Genomic DNA, 19,068 nt, shown 5'->3' with positions numbered 1-19,068 from the left:
TCACCCCTGGAGTGGGAGGGGGCACCGAGTGAATGCTGTTATCGAGTACGCGCCCCTGCTGTGGCAGGGTTTGCTAACTACCCTGATGGTGACGGTGCTTGGGGGTGCACTGTGCTTGGTAGTAGCCTTCGCCGCAGGTCTGGCCCGCCTGTCCCGGCACCGAATCCTCCGGTGGCCTGCCGGCGTCTTCATCGAGGTGTTCCGCGGAACGTCCCTGCTGGTGCAGATGTTTTGGTTGTTTTTCGCACTGCCGTTTTTCGGAATTCAGCTCCACCCGCTGACAGCTGCAGTCCTGGCACTAGGCCTCAACGAGGGGGCCTATGCCGCCGAAGTGGTCCGCGGTGCCATCGCCAGCCGAGCCAAGGGGCAGACAGAAGCCTGCATCGCCCTGGGCATGGAACCCGCGTTAAGGCTTCGCAGAATCATCATCCCGCAGTCCATCCCTGCCATGCTCCCACCGTTTGGCAATGTAATGGTGGACCTGTTGAAGAACACGTCGCTCGTTTCGCTGGTCACGGTAGCGGATCTGACCTTTAGCGCCCAGATGATTCGAAGCACGACTGGGCAGACGACTGCAATCTTCACCACAATCCTGGTGATGTACTTTGTTTTGTCCTACCTGCTGACTCTGCTCACAGCTTGGCTGGAGAAGCGTTTCGCGCTTGACCGCAAAGCCCTGACTCTGCAGAAAAAGGAAAACATTCTCATGAAGGTGGGTGCAGCATGATTTGGGATAATGCGTTTGCGATATCAATACTCCCGATCCTGTTGCAGGGGCTGTGGACCACGGTCCATATAACTGTCGTGGGAACTCTGCTCGCAGCCGGGCTCGGTCTTGTCTTCGCTGTTCTCCGACGGCTTGCCATTCCCGTGCTGTCAAAGGTCATTGCCTTCCTGGTCGTGTTTGTCCGCGGTACTCCGCTGTTGGTGCAGGCCTACGTTGCCTTCTTCGTGCTCCCTTCCTATGGCATAAGCTTCGATGCACTCACAACCGGCATCGTGGTGATCGGCGTGAACTACAGCGCCTATATGGCCGAGGTCTACCGCAGCGGCATCCAAGGTGTCCCCAAGGGGCAGTGGGAAGCGGCGACAGCATTAAGCCTTCCCGGGACCCGCACCTGGGGCCGAATTGTCCTGCCGCAGGCAATCCGCACCGTCGTCCCGATGCTTGGCAACTACCTCATCCAGATGTTCAAGGATTCAGCAGTCCTATCCGCAATTACCGTGGTTGAACTTATGGCCACCGCCCAGGCAATTGGAAGCTCCAACTTCCGTTATCTGGAGCCACTCACCCTCGCAGCTCTGCTGTTCCTTGCAGTAAGCTACCCAGCCTCCCGGCTCGTCAATAGATTGGAGCGGCGCTATGCGCCCCAGCACTGAACCCCAACCCCGGACTTCGGGCGTTGCTCTGCCTCCGGATCCCATCATTCGGTTCGAAAATGTCAGCAAGAACTGGGGAACGAACCATGTCCTGAAATCACTCAACTTCGATGTCGCACCCGGAGAGAAAGTGTCCATCATCGGCCCTTCCGGTTCGGGAAAAACCACCATCCTTCGTATCTTGATGACACTCGAAACCCCCAGCGAAGGAAAAGTGACTGTGGATGGGGACACCCTCTGGGACGTCAGCCTCGGCCAAAAAGTCAGGGAAACCAGACAATTGCGCGAGACCCGCAAGAAAATTGGCATGGTCTTCCAGCAGTTCAACCTGTTCCCGCATATGACTGCAATGGAAAACATCATCGAAGCACCTATCCACGTTCTCGGCATGAACAAAGCCGAGGCACGCGAACGCGCTGCGGAGCTGCTGAACCTGGTGGGCCTGGGCAAGCACATGAACCACACCCCACCGCAGATGTCCGGCGGACAGCAGCAACGCGTAGCCATTGCCCGGGCATTGGCGATGCGGCCGAAAGTACTGCTCTTTGACGAGCCCACATCAGCGCTGGACCCCGAACTCATCGGTGAAGTCCTGAACGTCATCCGGAACCTGGCCCACACCACGGACATGACCATGCTTATGGTCACGCATGAGATGCGCTTTGCGGAGGAAATCTCGGATCGGGTCGTGATGTTCGACAACGGCGCCGCCGTGGAAAGCGGGCCGCCGGCTCAGATTTTCAAGGACCCACAGCAGGAGCGGACCAGGAGTTTTCTTCGGGCTGTTCTGCAGCACTGAGTCAGGCGTTGCGGAGGCTGGCAATCAGCGATATCTCCACGGGTGCACCGTCGGGAAGGCTGGCCACACCGACAGCTGCGCGGGCGGGACGACCTTGCTCTCCGAAATAGGAAACCAACACCTCCGACGCCCCGTTCATGACCAGCGGGTGGTCGGTGAAGTTGCTTCCGGCAGCCACATAGCCGGTCATTGAGACGATCTCCCCGATACGGTCCAGCCCACCGGCGTGGGCGGCAAGCGACGCCAGGCAGTTCAGTACAGCGGTGGCGGCCGCGGACTGCCCTTCCTCAACGGTGAGCTCCTCGCCGATACGCCCGCTGTATTCCAGATGGTTTTGTACAGACGAGGTGTGGCCGGCCGTGTAAAGCACTCCGCCCAGCTCGCGCACGGGCACGTAGTTTCCGGCGGGAGTTGGGGTGGGAGGCAGCTGAGGGGGTGTGTTTTGTTTTTTATCCATAAGCAGACATTGTAGACAATAGAACAAACGTGAGAAAGTGGTGTATGACACTCGAACCCAACTCAACTTTGGCGCCCGTTGCTGATCCGCCGGGTCCCCAGGCGTGGCACGACATCGGCGTCGTGTGCCCCTTCGATATGGCGCTCGACCATGAACTTTGGCGCTGGATGCCCGCGGGGGTGAACCTCATTTTTACCCGTACCCCGTACTACGACGAGCCCGTAGGCCTGGACATGGCAGAAGAAATCAGCGATCTGGCCGAAATTCAGGATGCGGTCCGCAGCGTGATGGCTATTAGCCCGGTTGTAGTTACTTACGCCTGCACCTCCGGCAGCTTTGTCCACGGGGTAGAGGGCGCCAGGAATCTTTCCAGCGCCATGGCCGCCGCCGGCGCCCCGGCCGCGATCACCACATCCGAAGGCCTGCTGATGGCTCTGGATGCATTGGGCGTATCAAAGGTGGCCGTGGCTACGCCCTACCTTGCGGAGCTGACCACTCGCCTATCATCCTTTCTTGAACAAGGCGGGAAGTCCGTAGTCTCCCAAAAGGGCCTGGGGCTGGACCGGAATATATGGAAGGTCCCATATGCCGCCACCTGCGATCTGATCCGCAAGGCGGATGCACCGGATGCCGAGGCTATTTTTGTCAGCTGCACAAACTTGCCCACCTATGACGTCATCGCGTACATGGAGCGCGAACTTGGAAAGCCGGTGATCACCGCTAACCAGGTCACGGCGTGGAGTGCGCTGCGGCTGCTCGGCCGTGACGCCGTCGGGCCAGGCCAGGCCCTCCTGGCGGCGCCCAGAGAATAATCCTGCAGTCGCCTAGCAAAGAAGGCCTCCTGACCGTTGTATTGACGGTCAGGAGGCCTTCTGCTTGCCGGAATCAACTGCTGCGGAACAGTGTGCCCAATTGGTCCGAGTGCACAGACCGGCCAGCGAGCTGCAGTCCATACCAAGCAGTCACTTGATTGGCGGTCAGGACAGTCTTTCCAAGGACTGACTCCAGCTCGTTGAGCCAGCGAACGGTATGAAGGGCTGTGTCCGGGATCAGGACTGCTTCGGCGTCAGGGGCGTTCGCGCTCCGGGCGAGCTCGATCACCCCGTCATGGTCCAGCTCGCCGGCGTCCTCGCCGGAGGCGATGTCATGGGAGGCAAGGTCCAGGACCTGGATGTCCTGATGACCGAGAAGCTTCACGAAGTGGCGGGAAACGTCATCGGGATAGGTCGCCGAAATGGAGACCCTGGAGATGCCCAGGTGCTTCAATGCCGCCGCAAAGGCCAGCGAAGTGGAGGACGTCGGAACATTGATGACGTCCTGAATTTCGCGCACCTGCTGATGCGCGCCCTCCCAGCCGAAAACGAAGCTGCCAGAGGTGCATGCCCACATGACAGCATCGGGACTGTACTTGCGCGAGATCTCACTGGCGCCCTCCAACAGCCGTTCAGGCTTGCCAAGGTCCAGCAGGGCCTGGACCTCGTGGGTGGTAATTTCATCGGGTCCGCCCACAGAGGTATGGACCACAGGAAGATGGACGTCCTTACCGAGGACCGATTCAAGGTAGGGGTATTCATCTTCGGCGCTGTGACCCGGGTAAAGCATTCCAATGGTTGTCATCGTGTCTCCTCGTAGCGCATCAGGGGCAGAAGGTGTGTCCATCACTGCACGAATAGCATACGTTCGATTGTCTACAATCGGAAGATGCTGCGCTACGGTGGAATCGGGCGCTCTTACTTCGCTGCGCGCGGAGTAAAATGTTAAATTGTCAACTATAAGACATGGGTGCGCATCAGCGAATCTACTGATGACTCTGGCCAGAAGTCTGGTGGAGTTTCACTGCAGCAAGGATGGAGAGCCGAATGAAAAGGGGAGCCCTGGACCCGGTCGTGCAGGAGTCCACGCCGGCGATTATTGCCCGTCGGATCCGTGATGCAATTGCCCGTGGCGATTTCGCTCCCGGCATTCAACTTGGTGAAGCGGAGCTCGCCAAGGAGCTGGGAGTCAGCCGGGGCCCCCTGCGGGAGGCCATGCAGCGGCTCACGCAGGAAGGACTACTGGTCAGCCACCGGAACAGGGGTCTCTTTGTCGTAACCATGGACGAGGACGATTTTCGGGATGTGTACTTGGCCCGCACCGCGGTTGAGGCCGCCGCCATCAGCCGCGTGGCCAGCACGAATCCTGAGGGCAATGCGGCCAAGCTAATGGAAGCAGTGCACGCCATGGAGGACACGGCGGATTCCCCCAACAGCGAAGCCATGACCGAAGCGGACATGAGCTTCCATGCCCTCCTGGTTGAACTTGCCGGCAGTCCCCGCCTCAAGAGGATGCACGACACTCTCCTGACTGAGACGCGGATGTGCCTTAATGCCCTGAAAAGTACCTACCATACGGCTGATCGGCGCATCGCTGAGCATAAGGGGATCGCGGAGGCCATCTCCCGGGGGGATGCAGACCTTGCCGAAAAGCTCATGGCGGAGCACATGGACGACGCGCTGATGCGGCTGGTCCCCTAGGCGTTCTCCAGGCCTCCCGACGTTCTCCTGAAAGTACGCGCCGCCTCTTGAAGTGAGCAAACACCAGGGGTCGGAGTTCTCTACTGAACCGGCTTCAGACGTTTGGCAAGAACACCTTCTGCGGCAGAATTGCAGCAGTGAGTGGGTTCAAATGTTGCTTGCCGGACAGCTGTTGGATGAGCCCGGCGGCGGTTACGTCATGCAGTTTGCTGTCGTGGTTGCTGGCGACACTGTAAAGGAATGTTCATGGCTTCCGCTTGCGGACCGGGCAAGGCCTGAGACTTCCAGCAGAACTCGGAAGGGAAAGCCAGCCTTGAAAGCGACCAGGGCCCGTACCTTCACCGTGGCTTTCTGCCCTCCAGCCCGTAATGCCCAAGCCGCAGCCCTTCCGCCCACAGGTCCTGTCTCCTGATGCAGACGTTCCAGTTCGGGACTCCTCAGGGTGGCGGGCGGCGCGCTTCTTGGATCTGCCTCTTGCTTAGACCGCAACACGTCCGCGCCGTCCCGCGAACGAATACACGGATCCCTCGTCATGAGCAGGGCGAGGATAAGCCGGCTTCGCCCGGCGATATCCGGGGCAAGTTCCCCGGCAGCAACCGTCATAACCAGTACGAGCACGAGCTCGAGTAAGTACGACTAACTTGTCCGCTCACTCGCACTGGCCTCGCTACCATCCTCGTCCGCGATCCCCTTCTGAAATACGCTAACGCCGCGTTTCCGTTGAACCACCGCGACCGCGGACACGTCCTCGAAGTCTCCTATTGTCAACAATGGGACATTAGGGGTAGTGTGATGAGAGATACATTTGCTCTCTATCGAGGATTGTCATGTCTAACGCACAACCACACGGCACCGGCGCCGGAGCGGGGTTCACAGGTCCAGACGAAACGTCCCGGGAAGGCAAGAAGGTACTTCACCGGGCCATCGGGGCCTCAGCTATGGGCAACGCCACCGAATGGTTTGATTACGGCGTCTATGCAGTAGCAGCAACCTACATAACTGCCAATTTTTTCCCGGGCGAAGGCGCTATGGGAACAGTATGGACGCTGGCCACCTTCGCACTGTCGTTCCTGGTACGTCCCCTTGGTGGGCTGTTCTGGGGTCCCTTGGGAGACCGAATCGGGCGCAAACGGGTCCTGGCGCTGACCATCATCCTGATGGCAGGTTCAACGTTTGCGATCGGACTTCTGCCGACTCATTCGATGGCTGGCTGGCTGGCCCCGGCCCTGTTGATTTTGTTGCGCATGCTCCAAGGCTTTTCCACCGGCGGTGAATACGGCGGCGCGGCTACATTTATGGCCGAATACGCACCGGACAAGAAGCGCGGCTTCTACGGAAGCTTCCTCGAGTTCGGCACTTTGGGCGGTTTCGCCCTGGGCTCTCTTATTGTCCTGCTCTGCAGCCTCATCTTGGGCAACGACGCCATGACCGAATGGGGCTGGCGGCTGCCGTTCCTTATTGCAGGCCCAATGGGAATCATCGGCATGTACCTGCGGAACAAGCTTGAAGACACTCCAGTCTTCCGTGAACTAGAGGCCAGCGGCGAGCTGGAACCGGCCACCAGCACTGCCCTGAAAGACCTGATCCGCAACTACTGGCGTCCAATGCTGATCATGGCCGGCCTTGTCATTCCGCTGAACTTGGTCAACTACACCCTGCTCACGTACATGCCCACCTACCTTGAGGGAACGGTGGGTATGGATGCCAATACTGTGCTGACCCTGATGTTTGTCGGTCAATTGGCCATGATGCTTATGATCCCCTTGGCCGGTGCCCGCTCAGACAAGATCGGGCGTAAGCCGATGTGGTTCTTCTCGCTGACAGGTCTGTTCGTCCTAGCCATCCCCATGTACATGATCATGGCAAATGGCTTCTGGTTTGCGATGCTTGGCTTCGCCGTCCTGGGCCTGTTGTATCTTCCGCAACTGGCCACCATCTCGGCCACCTTCCCGGCAATGTTTCCCACCCAGGTGCGTTACGCCGGTTTCGCCATCACCTACAACGTCAGCACGGCCCTCTTTGGTGGAACTGCCCCCATGGTCAACGAACTCCTGATCAATGCCACAGGGAACGTTCTGATGCCAGCGTTCTACATGATGGCTGCCTGCCTGGTGGGCCTCGTGGCCGTCTGGAAGATGCCGGAGACCGCCGGAACATCGTTGCGGAACATGAAAATTCCCGGGATCAAGAAGGTGCACATCCCGCGCCGGCTGGAAGGGTAGTCCACTCACGACCGGGCGGGCTTTTAGAAGCCCCCGTTGGTTCCTTAACCAGGAGCCAACGGGGGCTTTAGTCTGGGTTCCTGTACCTGCTGCCGACTTCCGGGCTATGGGCCGGCATGGGTGCTACGCCGGCTTCGCTCGTCCTGAAGCCGTCGAGGACATAACGCTGTCTTCCTGGTTGGCCTCGTCGCGGTCTGGAAGACGCCAAAGATCGCCGAAGCATCGCTGTGGAACATGAAAGCTCTCGCTCTCGGAATCATGAAGGGTGGTACCACCCGCATCGGCTGGAAGGGTACCCACATCACGATGGGCCGGACAGCAGAAAGCCCCCTTGATTCCTAAACCAGGAAGCCAGCGGTGGCATTTGTCCCAGTGCTAGCACCTGCTGAACGCTTTCTCCGCTGTGTTCGCCACCGTGTATCGCCTCAGTGCCACAACAACGTTGGCTCGGGCGCTCTTGGTGGAACGGGCCAGATGTCAATGGCCTTCTGATCATTGCCACAGGGAACGTCCTGAAGCCGCCGTACTACATAGTGGCTGCCTGTCTAGTGGGCTTTGTCGCAGTCGGGAAAGTGCCGGAGACCGCCCGAGCACCGCTGCGGAACATGAAAATTTCCGCGATCACGAAGGCAACCCTGTCCCGCCTCGGCTGGAAGAGTAGTTCATGGCATGATGATCGACTGCAGAAAGCCCCCGTTGGTTCCTGAACCAGGAACCAACGGGGGCTTTCTTGGGCTGAGCTACTTCGTGCTGTGAGCTCGGGGGCGTGCGGGGCGCTCCGTGCCCCAAGCGGCTGCCTTCTCGTACGCTTGCGCGGCGCGGAGCACTTTGCGGTCCGCGTGGCGTGGGCCGACGATTTGCAGCCCCGCGGGCAATCCTGCTTCCGTGAAGCCGCAAGGGACGCTGATGGCGGGCTGCTGAGTCATATTGAACGGGTACGTGTACGGCGTCCAGCTGGTCCAGTTCGGAGAATGCCAGGCTTCAGGTGCATCCCTATCCCGGGGAAAGGCCGTTATGGGCAGTGTCGGGGTCAGCAGGAGATCGTAGGTCTCGTGAAACAAACCCATCTTCACTCCCAAATCCATCCGCACTGCGGTGGCGTCCAGGAAGTCCGAGGCAGTCAGATCGCCCTGTTCCTCAATGGAGCGGCGCAGCCCGGGATCCACCTTGGTGATGGCGTCCGGGCCGTAAGCCTCCAGGACCTTCGCCGCCCCGGCGAACCAAAGGACATGGAAGGCCTCAACGGGATCGTAAATACCCGGATCCACTTCCTCGATGATCGCGCCGGCGTTGGCCAGTACGTCAACTGCAGCCCTGACCAGCCGCTCGACTTCCGGATCGTTGGTGCCAAATCCCAGCGTGGGTGAAAACGCGATCCGCATGCCCTTCACGCCGTCATTAAGGCCCTCAAGGAAGGACCTGGCAGGCGTGGGAAGGGCTGACCAGTCACGTGCATCAAAGCCCGTAATGACGTCAAGCAGCAATGCCGTGTCTTCCACGGTGCGGGTCATGGGGCCTGCATGTGCCAAGGTGCCAAACGGACTGGCCGGGAACATGGGAACGAGGCCATATGTCGGCTTGATGGCAACCGTCCCGGTGAAGGCGGCCGGGATGCGGACAGAGCCCCCGCCATCAGTCCCGACGGACCAGGGGCCCATGCCCAGGCCAACGGCAGTGGCGCTGCCGCCGCTCGAGCCGCCCGATGTGAGGCCTGCCGCCCGGGGGTTCCCGGTGGATCCGTGCCGCAACGAATCGGTGACGCCTTTCCACGCGAACTCCGGGGTAGTGGTCTTGCCGATCAGCACGGCACCGGTCTCCCGCAGCCTGGCAACGCAAGGCGCATCCTGGTCCCACGCTGCGTCGGCGTTAATGAGGTTGGTGCCGCGGAGCGTGGGCCGGCCGCGTGTGTAGAAGATGTCTTTGATGGAGGTCGGGACGCCGTCACCGGGTCCCAGGGGCTGGTCCTTGCGCCACCTCCCTTCCGATTCGCGTGCTTCCTGCAATGCCGTCTCGGCTTCAACCGAGACAAAAGCATTGACGTCCTTGTTCGCCGCTTCAATGACATCAAGGGCAGCCTGGGTGGCATCCACAGGGGAGATCGTGCCCTCGCGGTAGCCCGCCAACAGCTCAGCCGCTGTCAGATCGGTCAGATCACTCATTTCGTTTCCTCCTGCTGGCCACTGCGTCTATGCGTAGTAGGTGCGTGGAACCAGAATCGACGTATTAACCCTCTCGCACCTTTCGACCCAAAGCTCTCTCACCTTTCCATTGGTGAGGAAAGGTGAGAGAGCCGTCAGGTGGGGCTGCGGATGAAGAGAGGGTTGGAATTTTTATTGGAAAGGTCTTAGAGGCTGCGGTCAGACGCGGGGGATGGCCATGTATTTGATCTCCAGGAACTCATCCAGGCCGACCTTGCCGCCTTCGCGGCCCAGGCCGGAGGCCTTAATACCGCCGAACGGAGCTGCCGGGTTGGACACGATACCGGTGTTCAGACCCACCATGCCCACCTCAAGTTCATCGCCGACGCGGAAGGCGCGGTCCAGGTCTTGGGTGAATACGTAGCTGGCAAGGCCCCACGGGGTGTCGTTGGCCAGCCGGACCACTTCCTCTTCCGTGTCGAAGGGGATGACCGGAGCCACCGGGCCGAAGATTTCTTCGCTCATCAGAGCCGCGTCGGAACTGACATCGGACAGCACTGTGGGGGAGTAGAAGTAGCCGTTGCCCTCGGGACGGGAACCGCCGCAGACCACGGTGGCGCCCTTGGAAACGGCATCATCGACCAGCTCCTGGACCTTGTTCAGCGCCTTCTCCTCAACCAGGGGTCCGACGTCCGTGCCTTCCACTGCGCCGTCGCCCACCTTCAGATCCCCCAGGCGCTTGGCGAGGCGGGCGGAGAAGTCGGCTGCAACGGAGCGCTGGACAAAGATCCGGTTGGCGGCGGTGCAAGCCTCACCCATGTTCCGCATCTTGGCAGCGAACGCACCTTCCACCGCGCGGTCCAGGTCCGCGTCTTCAAACACGATGAGGGGTGCGTTCCCGCCCAGCTCCATTGAGGAGCGCATGACGTTTTTGGCAGCCTGTTCCAGAAGACGAATGCCCACGCCGGTGGATCCGGTGAAGCTGACCTTGCGGGCAATGCCGCTTTCCATCCATGGTGTCACCACGTCAGAGGCCTTAGTGGTGGTTACCACGTTCAGCACGCCCTTGGGCAGGCCGGCCTCTATCAGGATGTCCGCCAGCGCCAGCGATGACAGCGGCGTGAGGTTGGCCGGTTTGAAGACCATGGTGCAGCCCGCGGCGATTGCGGGGCCGATCTTTCGGGTGCCCATAGCCAACGGGAAGTTCCATGGCGTCACCAAGACGCAAGGTCCGACGGGTTCCTTCGAGACGAGGATACGGTTCTTGCCGTCGCCGGTGGTGGTCAGATCTCCGCCGATACGGACAGCTTCCTCTGAAAACCAGCGGAAGAACTCAGCGGCGTAGGCCACCTCGCCTTTGGCCTCAGCAAAGGGCTTGCCCATTTCCGTGGTCATGATTAAAGCAAGTTCGTCCTGGCGGGCCATGATCAGGTCGAAGGCACGGCGCAGGATCTCGCTGCGCTCCCGGGGCGGGGTTTTGGCCCACTGTTTCTGTGCACGTCCGGCGGTTTCAATGGCACGGCGTGCGTCTTCGGGGCCCCCGTCAGCGACACTGGCGATGACTTCCTCGGTGGCGGGATTGATGACATTGAACCGGGCACCGGAAGCTGCTTCGGCCCATTCTCCGTCAATGTAGAGGTTCGTGCTGACCTTGGCGACGGCGTCGAGCGCCTTTTGCGAGGTCCGGGAGGCGGCTGCCTGGATGCTCATGATGGATCCTTTTCTAGGTTGGAAGGGAGTGGCTGGTGGCTGTGCTCGGAGTTCACTGCCGATTTTTCGGCGGGGTCCAGTAGTTGGGCAAGGTGACGGCCCGGCCTGGAGTTATCAATCTGCTTTACCTGCATGGCGCAGGAGAATCCGTCCGTGAGGATCACGGTATTGGAGTCGGTCTGGCGCAAGGCCGGGGCCAACGCCTGCTCTGCCACCAGCATGCTGACGTCGTAGTGCTCCTTTTCGAAGCCAAAGTTGCCGGCGACGCCGCAGCAGCCGGTGGCATCCACTACGCTGTCCACACCCACGGCTTTGAGTGCAGCGCGCTGAACGCCGGCTCCGAACACGGAGTATTCATGGCAGTGCGTTTGCAGCACCACTTGCTCCGGAAGGGGTTGGGTCGGCGCCGGTTTCCAACCTGCCTGGGCGAGCTCTTCGATGTGTGTCGCAAAGCTCCGCACCCGGGCAGCAACCCGGCGGGCCTGGTCCGTGTGGACCAGTTCGGGAAGGTCCTTGCGCAGCGCCGCCGCGCAGCTGGGTTCCACCACCACGATGGGCCGATCGGTCCCGTCATCCAATGCCACCGCTGCCTCGGCCATCAACTTTTTGGCGGTGTCCAGCTGACCGGTGGATATCCAGGTCAGGCCGCAGCAGGCGTCAGCTGAGCATTCCACAGAACCTGCACCGGCCAGGACGCGAGCAGCGGAACCGGCCACCTCCGGACGGAACCCGCGGGTAAACGTGTCCACAAACAGCACAACACCGTTGACGGCCGGAGCAATGCCACCGTTGGAGTTTGTTACTGGTCCGATGCCGGCAGCCGCTACTTCGCGGCGCCACTCGCCTGCTCCGGCGAAGCGTGGCATTGCCCGCCGGGTGGTGAGTCCGCCCAAGGCGGATGCGACCTTGGCCAGTGGGGTGGACATCACAGCGTTGACAAGTGGCGCGGTGCGGCCCGTGATCTTAAGCCACCGAGGAAGCCAGCCCAGTGAGAAGTGGGACATCGGGCGGAGTTTGCCCTTGTAGTAATGGGAGAAGAACTCGGACTTATAGGTGGCCATGTCAACGCCCGTGGGACAGTCGCTGGAGCAGGCCTTGCAGGACAAACATAGGTCAAGGGCCTCGCGGACCTCCTCGGACTTCCAACCTTCCTCCATGGTGCGGGCGCCGCGGACCATTTCCTGGAGCACCCGGGACCGGCCACGGGTGGAGTCCTTCTCGTCCTTCGTGGCGCGGTAGCTGGGGCACATCACGCCGCCCGCGTCCGTGCGGCAGCGGCCTACGCCTATGCAGCTTTGAACCGCGTGGATCCACGGATCCGTCCCGCTGCCGGTAGAGGTTTCGGGCGTGTCGGTCTCGGTGGTCGAGCCGCCACCGGCTGTGATGGGGCGAAGGTCGAAGGTGGTGCGCCACTGCCGCTCGGGGATGCCTTGGAGTGCCAGGTTAGCGTCCATGGGGTCAGGTTCGGTGAGGGACCCGGGATTAAGGATTTGTGCCGGGTCCCAGGTGCGCCGGTATGTGGTGAAGGCTGCCAGCATACGCGGCGAGTACATCAGCGGCAGCAATTCCGAGCGTGCCCTGCCGTCGCCGTGCTCGCCGGAGAGCGAGCCGCCGTGGCGGACCACCAGTTGGGCAGCTTCCTTGGTGAAGCCGCGGAATACGGCGCGGCCGGCCTGCGTGCGCAGGTCGTAGGTGATGCGGATATGCATGCAACCGGCACCGAAGTGGCCGTACATAACGCCCGTCAGATCATGGCGGGCCAGGAGTTCGCGGAAGTCCGAAAGATAGTCCGCGAGGTTCTCAGGGGCGACCGCCGAGTCCTCCCACCCTGGCCAGGACTCACCACCCGTGGAGAGGCGAGCGGAGAGCCCGGCGCCGTCCTCGCGGACCCGCCACAGAGCCGCTCGTTCCTGGAGGTCCGGCACCATGCGCCCATCCACCAGGCGGCCGTTTTCCCTGAGCCGTGCCAACAACCGGTCAGCTTCTGCCCGGACCTGGCCCGGGTTCTCGCCGTCCAGGTCCACGTACAGCCAGGCCTTTCCTTCGGGCAAGCCCGTTACTGAGCCCTTGCCGCGGCGGAAACGCATAGTGTCCACAATCGCCTCGTCGATACCTTCGACGGCGGCCGGGGAAAACTCCAGAATAGTCATGATGTCACGGGCAGCGTCGACGACGTCCGCATAACCCAAACACACCAGCAGGGCGCTGGCTGGTTTTGGGACGAGCTTCATCCGCGCGCCCACAATGATGGCGCAGGTTCCCTCGGAACCTGCGAGGGCGCGAGCGATGTTGAACCCGTTTTCCGGGAGCAGGTTGGCCAGGTGGTAGCCGGAGACTTGCCGCTGGATCCGTTCGAGTTCCAGGCGGAACTCGGACAAGTGGCTGTGGGCCAGTTCCTTAAAGGAGGCGGTCAATGCACCGGCACGTGCTGCCGAGGCATTGTCCTCAGGATCGGTGGCACGCAACCCCGTGGCGGTGGCGGTCAGGCGGGCGCCGTCGGAGGTGACGACATCGATCTCCACTACGTGGTCAGATATCCGGCCATAGCGGACGGAGTGGTTGCCGCACGCATCATTGCCCAGAGAGCCGCCCACGGTGGCGCGGTTCTTGGAGGACGGGTCCGGGGCGAAGGTGTACCGGTTGCCCGTGGCCTTTTCCACCTCCCGGGAGAGGACGGCGAGCACCACCCCGGGGTCGACGCTTACGGTCCCGGTAGCTTCGTCGATCTCGTGGACAACGTTCATGTGCCGGGAGAAGTCCAGTATCACGCCTGGACCCATGGCGTTGCCGGCCATGGAGGTCCCGCCGCCGCGCCCAATTAGCGGCGTTGCGGTTTCACGGCAGGCAGCAACAACCGCGACGACGTCCTCAACCGTCCGTGGAAACACTACGGCAAGTGGTGCTACCCGGTAGTTGGAAGCGTCATAGGAGTATTCCGCGAGGCGGCGCGGCGAGCTGTCGGCGGCCACGCCTGCCCATGCCAGACGTGCTAGCACAGCAGGGGAACCGGCAACTGGTGCACCGGTCCGGCGGGTACCCGTTGCCGGTCCTGCGGGGGAGCGAACAGCATCAATCATGGCGGGGCTCAGGATCCAGTGGAAACGGTTACGGCTGCGGTGACGGTGGCGATGGCGTTTTCGAAGCGTTCGAGGCCGGTGGTGATTTCTTCGGCGGTGACGATGAGGGCGGGGATGAGGCGGACGACGTTGCCGGCGGGTCCGCAGGTGAGTGTGAGCAGGCCGTGGTTGGTGGTGGCCTGTTGGACTGCTGCTGCGGTTGCGGCGTCGGGGGTGCCGTCTTCGGTGGTGAATTCGATGCCTTGCATCAGGCCTTTACCGCGCACATCGCCGATGACGGGGAAGCGGGCCTGGATGTCTTTGAGTCCGGTCTGGAGCTGCTCGCCGCGGATCCGGGAGTTCTCGACGAGCCCTTCGTCGCGGACGACATCGAGGGTGGCGACGCCGGCGGCGGCAGAGACAGCGTTCCCGCCGTAGGTTCCGCCCTGGGACCCGGGCCAGCCTTTGGACATCAGCTCGGTGGAGGCGGCTATGGCGGAGATCGGGAACCCGGAGGCGATGCCCTTGGCGGTGATCAGGATGTCCGGGGTTGCGGTGGAGTACTGGTGTCCCCAGAACTTGCCCATCCGGCCCACGCCTGCCTGGACTTCATCGAAGATCAGCTGGATGCCGTGCCGGTCGGCGCGTTCGCGCAGTCCTTCCAGGAACGCCGCCGGGGTGGGCAGGTATCCGCCGTCACCGAGGGCCGGTTCGATCAGGAACGCTGCAGTATCGTTAGGCGCGGTCCGGGTCTGGAACAGGTAGTCCAGTTCCTTCAACGCGAATTCCACCGCGGCCGCCTCATCCCAGCCGTAGCGGTAGGCGTACGGGAAGACGGACATGTGCACCCCGGACATCAGGGGGGAGAAACCGGCAGAGAACTTCGTTCCGGCAGTGGTCAGCGACGCCGCCGCCACCGTCCGGCCATGGAAACCGCCCTGGAACACGACAATGTTCGGCCGGCCCGTGGCCATCCTCGCCAAGCGGATCGCGGCCTCAACGGCCTCCGATCCGGAATTGGCGTAAAACACCGAATCCAGGCCTTCGGGCAGTACCTCACCAAGCTTCTCGGTCAGCGCCAGCAAGGGCTTGTGCATCACCGTGGTGTACTGGGCGTGGATGATCTTCCCCACCTGCTCGCGGGCAGCCTCCACTACCCGCGGATGGCAATGACCCGTGCTCGTCACACCGATGCCGGTAGTGAAATCAAGATACGACTTTCCATCAGTCGCATGAATCCAGCTGCCAAGGGCATGATCAACAACCAGCGGGGTCGCTTGCTTCAGAAGAGGGCTAAGAGAAGTCATGCATCCAATGATGCGCATCACATCATCCTATTGTCAACAATCGGCAGATTGGGTTAGGGTGAAGAGGTGGATACAACGACCAAGCCAGCCATCACGCCCCGCCCAAAGATCGTCATTCTGACGGCGGAGGGCGTTGTTCCTCCCCATAATCTGGAGACCCTTCGATCGCGCGCCGATGTGGTTATGACCGATGCAGCTGGGCTGGCCGAGGCACTGCCCGGAGCGGAGGTCCTATTCCTTTGGGACTTCTTCTCCACTGCATTGCGTGACGCTTGGGAGCATGCTGACTCGGTGCGCTGGGTGCACGTCGCGGCTGCCGGCGTGGATTCGCTGCTCTTTGACGAGCTGCGGAATTCGGAGGTTTTAGTTACCAACGCCCACGGGGCCTTCGATGGATCAATTGCAGAGTTTGTGCTCGCCTCGATCCTGGCTCATGACAAGCAACTGCATACCAGTAAAGATCTGCAGAACCAGAAGGTCTGGAAGCACCGCGAGGTCCAGCGGACTGCCAGACAGAACGCCCTGATCGTTGGTACCGGGGGAATCGGCCGGGCCACTGCCAAGCTGCTGAAAGCGGTGGGCCTGAATGTTATCGGCGCTGGACGAACTGTGCGCAGCTACGACGCGGACTTCAACGAGGTAGTGGCCAGCGAGGACCTCGTCAGCCACGCCGGCTGGGCAGACCACCTGGTGCTGATTGCACCCTTGACCAGGGATACCCGTGGGATCCTGAGCAGTTCGGTGCTGGCGGCGATGAAGCCTTCCGCCCATGTTGTGAACGTGGGGCGGGGTGCCCTCGTGGACGAAGACGCTTTGGTGGAAGCCCTCCGGGCCGGCAGTATTGCTGCGGCATCACTGGACGTCTTTCACGTCGAACCGCTGCCAGGCGACCATCCTTTTTGGAGCATGAACAACGTCCATATTTCCGCTCATATGTGCGGAGATGTCGTGGGCTGGCGAGAAACCCTCGCGGACCAGTTCGCAGCGAATCTGGATCGCTGGCTCCAAAGCGAGCCACTTCTCAACCAGGTGGACAAAAAACTGGGGTACGTTACAAAATAGCCTCCACCTGAGGGGCAGGTGCCCACATGATGCTACTGGCGGAGCCTGTTCTCCGAGGGGGCCGCAAGTCCCTGGCAACAGCAGTGCTCGGGGGGATCATCAGCGGTGTCGGCATGCCCGGCTCCTGCTGTTCAGTTTGGTGGAAGAGCTCCTTTTTCGCCGCAGCCCCTAACTGGTTCTCAACAGTTCTGGAGCACAGCACTCCCTGAAACCATGGCCAGTCGCAGGTGGCACTTTGGAATTGGCAGCGCTGCGGCGTGTGCCGACGTGAGAGGCGGGCGCGTGCCAACGTAAGACATGGATTTGCTCCCTATGTGGAACGGGATTTCGCCACAAATCTATTGCGTCCGGAGGTCTACTTCTTCCCATCACCCCCTGAGCGTCCCTAATTCATGGGGCCGACCCAACGTGGACCCCTATCACCGGTCCTTTCCGCGCACTACTTCCTGAGCGACTGCGCGATCTGTTGCATGATCGTGGGGTCGGAGAGCGTGGTGGCGTCGCCGGGGTCGCGGCCTTCGGCGACGTCCTTGAGGAGGCGGCGCATGATTTTGCCGGAGCGGGTCTTGGGCAGTTCGGGGACCACCAGGATGTTCTTGGGTTTGGCGATGGGGCCGATTTCCTTGCCGACGTGGTTGCGGAGTTCCTGGACGATTTCGTCTCCGGAGTCCACGGCGTCGCCGCGGAGGATGACGAACGCGACGACAGCCTGGCCGGTGGTTTCGTCCGCGGCTCCCACGACGGCGGCCTCGGCCACGGCGGGGTGGGAGACCAGGGCGGATTCGATCTCGGTGGTGGAGAGCCGGTGCCCGGAGACGTTCATGACGTCATCCACCCGGCCGAGGAGCCAGATGTCGCCGTCCTCGTCCTTCTTGGCGCCGTCGCCGGCGAAGTACATGGTTTCGAACCGGGACCAGTAGGTGTCCTTGAACCGTTGCGGGTCGCCCCAGATTCCCCGGAGCATGGCCGGCCAGGGTTCGCGGATGACCAGGAAGCCGCCGTGCCCGTTGGGGACGGACTGGCCCATGTCATCCACGACGTCCACGGCAATGCCTGGCAGCGGCACCTGGGCGGAGCCCGGCTTGGTGGCCGTAACCCCGGGGAGCGGGGCAATCATCTGCGCCCCGGTTTCGGTCTGCCACCAGGTGTCCACAATGGGTGCCTTGTCGCCGCCGATGACCTTGCGGTACCACATCCACGCCTCGGGGTTGATCGGTTCGCCCACAGAGCCCAGCACCCGCAGGGAGGAAAGATCGTACTTTGCCGGGATCTCCGCGCCCCACTTCATGAAGGTACGGATGGCGGTGGGGGCGGTGTAGAGGATGGAGACCTTGTACTTCTCCACGATCTCCCACCAGCGGCCCTGGTGCGGGGAGTCCGGGGTGCCCTCGTACATGACCTGGGTGGCGCCGTTGATGAGCGGCGCGTAGGCGACGTAGGAGTGCCCGGTGACCCAGCCGACGTCGGCCGTGCACCAGTACACGTCCGTTTCGGGATGCAGGTCAAAGACTGCCCTGTGGGTGTAGGCGGTCTGGGTGAGGTACCCGCCGGTGGTGTGCAGGATGCCCTTGGGCTTTCCGGTGGTGCCGGACGTGTAGAGGATGTACAGCGGGTGCTCCGAATCATGGCCCACAGCGGTGTGCTCGGCGGAGGCAGCGTCCACGGTGTCCGCCCACCAGTGGTCCCGGCCTTCGGTCCAGTCCACGTCCTGGCCGTTGCGCTTGACCACCACCACGTTCTGCACCGTGTGGCCATCGTGCGCCAGGGCCTCGTCCACGGCCGCCTTCAGCGGGCTCGGCTTGCCGCGGCGGTAGGTTCCGTCGGCCGTGACCACCAGCTTGGCCTCGGCATCCTCGATGCGGGACCGCAGCGCGTCGGCGGAGAACCCGCCGAACACCACCGAGTGCACGGCGCCGATCCGGGCGCACGCCAGCAGCGTGATCACCGCTTCGGGGATCATCGGCAGGTACACCGCCACCCGGTCGCCCTTGGCCACGCCCAGGGACTCGAACGCGTTCGCTGCCTTCTTCACCTCATCGGTCAGTTGCGCATAGGTGTAGGTGCGGGTGTCACCCGGTTCGCCTTCGAAGTAGATGGCCACCCTGTCCCCGCGGCCGTTCTCCACGTGCCGGTCCAGCGCGTTGTACGCTGCGTTGACCTCCCCGCCCACAAACCACTTGGCGAACGGCGGATTGGACCAGTCCAGCGCCTCGTCGAAATCCTTGCTCCAGGTCAGCAGCTCCCGCGCCTGCCTGGCCCAAAAAGCCGGCCGGTCCGCCTCGGCCTTCTGATACTCAGCCGCGGTGACCACAGCGTTCGCAGCGAACTCCGACGAAGGCGGAAAGGCGAAAGGGGCGGCGGGCGCCGGGTGCAGCGGGTCCTCGTGGACTGATTCTGTGGTAGACACGTATGTCCTTTCGAACA

Annotated in this window: 14 protein-coding genes; 7 read left to right on the top strand and 7 right to left on the bottom strand. The window is 62.0% G+C overall.

The window, feature by feature from the left end; genetic code table 11:
• The first annotated feature begins 28 nt into the window (after nt 1-28).
• From ehuC to ehuA, 3 genes are read left to right on the top strand one after another with little or no spacing between them, the layout of a single operon-like run.
• Entirely contained in the window at nt 29-727 is a 699-nt protein-coding gene (ehuC, locus tag AC2JAJ_RS07500) for an ectoine/hydroxyectoine ABC transporter permease subunit EhuC (RefSeq protein ID WP_321214866.1), read from the top strand.
• Nucleotides 724-1,380, top strand: a complete 657-nt coding sequence (gene ehuD / locus AC2JAJ_RS07495) for an ectoine/hydroxyectoine ABC transporter permease subunit EhuD (RefSeq protein WP_321214867.1) — start codon at nt 724-726, stop codon at nt 1,378-1,380. Before ehuC ends, ehuD begins: the two co-directional genes overlap by 4 nt.
• Entirely contained in the window at nt 1,364-2,179 is an 816-nt protein-coding gene (gene ehuA / locus AC2JAJ_RS07490; RefSeq protein WP_217432732.1) for an ectoine/hydroxyectoine ABC transporter ATP-binding protein EhuA, read from the top strand. Before ehuD ends, ehuA begins: the two co-directional genes overlap by 17 nt.
• Nucleotide 2,180: 1 nt before the next feature.
• Here the strand turns inward: ehuA and AC2JAJ_RS07485 are convergent, their stop codons facing one another.
• A complete protein-coding gene (locus AC2JAJ_RS07485; protein ID WP_486416314.1) occupies nt 2,181-2,636 on the bottom strand; it encodes a RidA family protein in 456 nt (151 codons plus the stop codon).
• A 44-nt stretch (nt 2,637-2,680) separates the two neighbouring features.
• Here AC2JAJ_RS07485 and AC2JAJ_RS07480 point away from each other — a divergent pair, with 44 nt between their 5' ends.
• Entirely contained in the window at nt 2,681-3,448 is a 768-nt protein-coding gene (locus tag AC2JAJ_RS07480) for a maleate cis-trans isomerase family protein (RefSeq protein ID WP_486416315.1), read from the top strand.
• Between the two features lie 73 nt (nt 3,449-3,521).
• On the opposite strand, the gene AC2JAJ_RS07475 is transcribed toward AC2JAJ_RS07480, so the two are convergent.
• Nucleotides 3,522-4,253, bottom strand: a complete 732-nt coding sequence (locus AC2JAJ_RS07475; protein ID WP_363959270.1) for a maleate cis-trans isomerase family protein — start codon at nt 4,251-4,253, stop codon at nt 3,522-3,524.
• 242 nt (nt 4,254-4,495) lie between these two features.
• On the opposite strand from AC2JAJ_RS07475, the gene AC2JAJ_RS07470 reads away from it, so the two are divergent.
• Nucleotides 4,496-5,149, top strand: coding sequence for a GntR family transcriptional regulator (locus AC2JAJ_RS07470; RefSeq protein WP_363959273.1), 654 nt, complete (start codon nt 4,496-4,498; stop codon nt 5,147-5,149).
• Between the two features lie 827 nt (nt 5,150-5,976).
• On the top strand, nt 5,977-7,371 hold the full coding sequence (locus tag AC2JAJ_RS07465; RefSeq protein WP_363959276.1) for an MFS transporter: 1,395 nt from the start codon (nt 5,977-5,979) through the stop codon (nt 7,369-7,371).
• Between the two features lie 740 nt (nt 7,372-8,111).
• Here the strand turns inward: AC2JAJ_RS07465 and AC2JAJ_RS07460 are convergent.
• From AC2JAJ_RS07460 to AC2JAJ_RS07445, 4 genes are all read right to left on the bottom strand, one after another.
• Complete coding sequence (locus tag AC2JAJ_RS07460) at nt 8,112-9,530, bottom strand: amidase (RefSeq protein WP_363959279.1); 1,419 nt, start codon at nt 9,528-9,530, stop codon at nt 8,112-8,114.
• Nucleotides 9,531-9,728: 198 nt separating this feature from the next.
• Complete coding sequence (locus AC2JAJ_RS07455) at nt 9,729-11,219, bottom strand: NAD-dependent succinate-semialdehyde dehydrogenase (protein ID WP_174181001.1); 1,491 nt, start codon at nt 11,217-11,219, stop codon at nt 9,729-9,731.
• Nucleotides 11,216-14,296 carry an FAD-binding and (Fe-S)-binding domain-containing protein gene (locus AC2JAJ_RS07450; protein ID WP_363959282.1) on the bottom strand — a complete coding sequence of 1,027 codons (3,081 nt, stop codon included), beginning with the start codon at nt 14,294-14,296 and terminating at the stop codon, nt 11,216-11,218. Before AC2JAJ_RS07450 ends, AC2JAJ_RS07455 begins: the two co-directional genes overlap by 4 nt.
• A gap of 8 nt (nt 14,297-14,304) precedes the next feature.
• Entirely contained in the window at nt 14,305-15,582 is a 1,278-nt protein-coding gene (locus AC2JAJ_RS07445) for an aspartate aminotransferase family protein (protein WP_321214876.1), read from the bottom strand.
• A gap of 66 nt (nt 15,583-15,648) precedes the next feature.
• On the opposite strand from AC2JAJ_RS07445, the gene AC2JAJ_RS07440 reads away from it, so the two are divergent.
• Complete coding sequence (locus AC2JAJ_RS07440; protein WP_363960541.1) at nt 15,649-16,644, top strand: D-2-hydroxyacid dehydrogenase; 996 nt, start codon at nt 15,649-15,651, stop codon at nt 16,642-16,644.
• A gap of 439 nt (nt 16,645-17,083) precedes the next feature.
• Here AC2JAJ_RS07440 and acs read toward each other — a convergent pair whose 3' ends face one another.
• Nucleotides 17,084-19,051 carry an acetate--CoA ligase gene (acs, locus tag AC2JAJ_RS07435; protein WP_501053433.1) on the bottom strand — a complete coding sequence of 656 codons (1,968 nt, stop codon included), beginning with the start codon at nt 19,049-19,051 and terminating at the stop codon, nt 17,084-17,086.
• Nucleotides 19,052-19,068: the final 17 nt, after the last annotated feature.

This window comes from Arthrobacter sp. MOO21, from assembly GCF_057369995.2.
This window is presented reverse-complemented; position numbering and strand designations above follow the sequence as displayed.

Bases quoted from the DNA above. Each gene is read 5' to 3' on its own strand.
- ehuD (WP_321214867.1), top strand. From the start codon at position 724: ATGATTTGGGATAATGCGTTTGCGATATCAATACTCCCGATCCTGTTG.
- ehuA (WP_217432732.1), top strand. From the start codon at position 1,364: ATGCGCCCCAGCACTGAACCCCAACCCCGGACTTCGGGCGTTGCTCTG.
- AC2JAJ_RS07485 (WP_486416314.1), bottom strand. From the start codon at position 2,636: ATGGATAAAAAACAAAACACACCCCCTCAGCTGCCTCCCACCCCAACT.
- AC2JAJ_RS07480 (WP_486416315.1), top strand. From the start codon at position 2,681: ATGACACTCGAACCCAACTCAACTTTGGCGCCCGTTGCTGATCCGCCG.
- AC2JAJ_RS07475 (WP_363959270.1), bottom strand. From the start codon at position 4,253: ATGACAACCATTGGAATGCTTTACCCGGGTCACAGCGCCGAAGATGAA.
- AC2JAJ_RS07470 (WP_363959273.1), top strand. From the start codon at position 4,496: ATGAAAAGGGGAGCCCTGGACCCGGTCGTGCAGGAGTCCACGCCGGCG.
- AC2JAJ_RS07465 (WP_363959276.1), top strand. From the start codon at position 5,977: ATGTCTAACGCACAACCACACGGCACCGGCGCCGGAGCGGGGTTCACA.
- AC2JAJ_RS07460 (WP_363959279.1), bottom strand. From the start codon at position 9,530: ATGAGTGATCTGACCGATCTGACAGCGGCTGAGCTGTTGGCGGGCTAC.
- AC2JAJ_RS07455 (WP_174181001.1), bottom strand. From the start codon at position 11,219: ATGAGCATCCAGGCAGCCGCCTCCCGGACCTCGCAAAAGGCGCTCGAC.
- AC2JAJ_RS07450 (WP_363959282.1), bottom strand. From the start codon at position 14,296: ATGATTGATGCTGTTCGCTCCCCCGCAGGACCGGCAACGGGTACCCGC.
- AC2JAJ_RS07445 (WP_321214876.1), bottom strand. From the start codon at position 15,582: ATGACTTCTCTTAGCCCTCTTCTGAAGCAAGCGACCCCGCTGGTTGTT.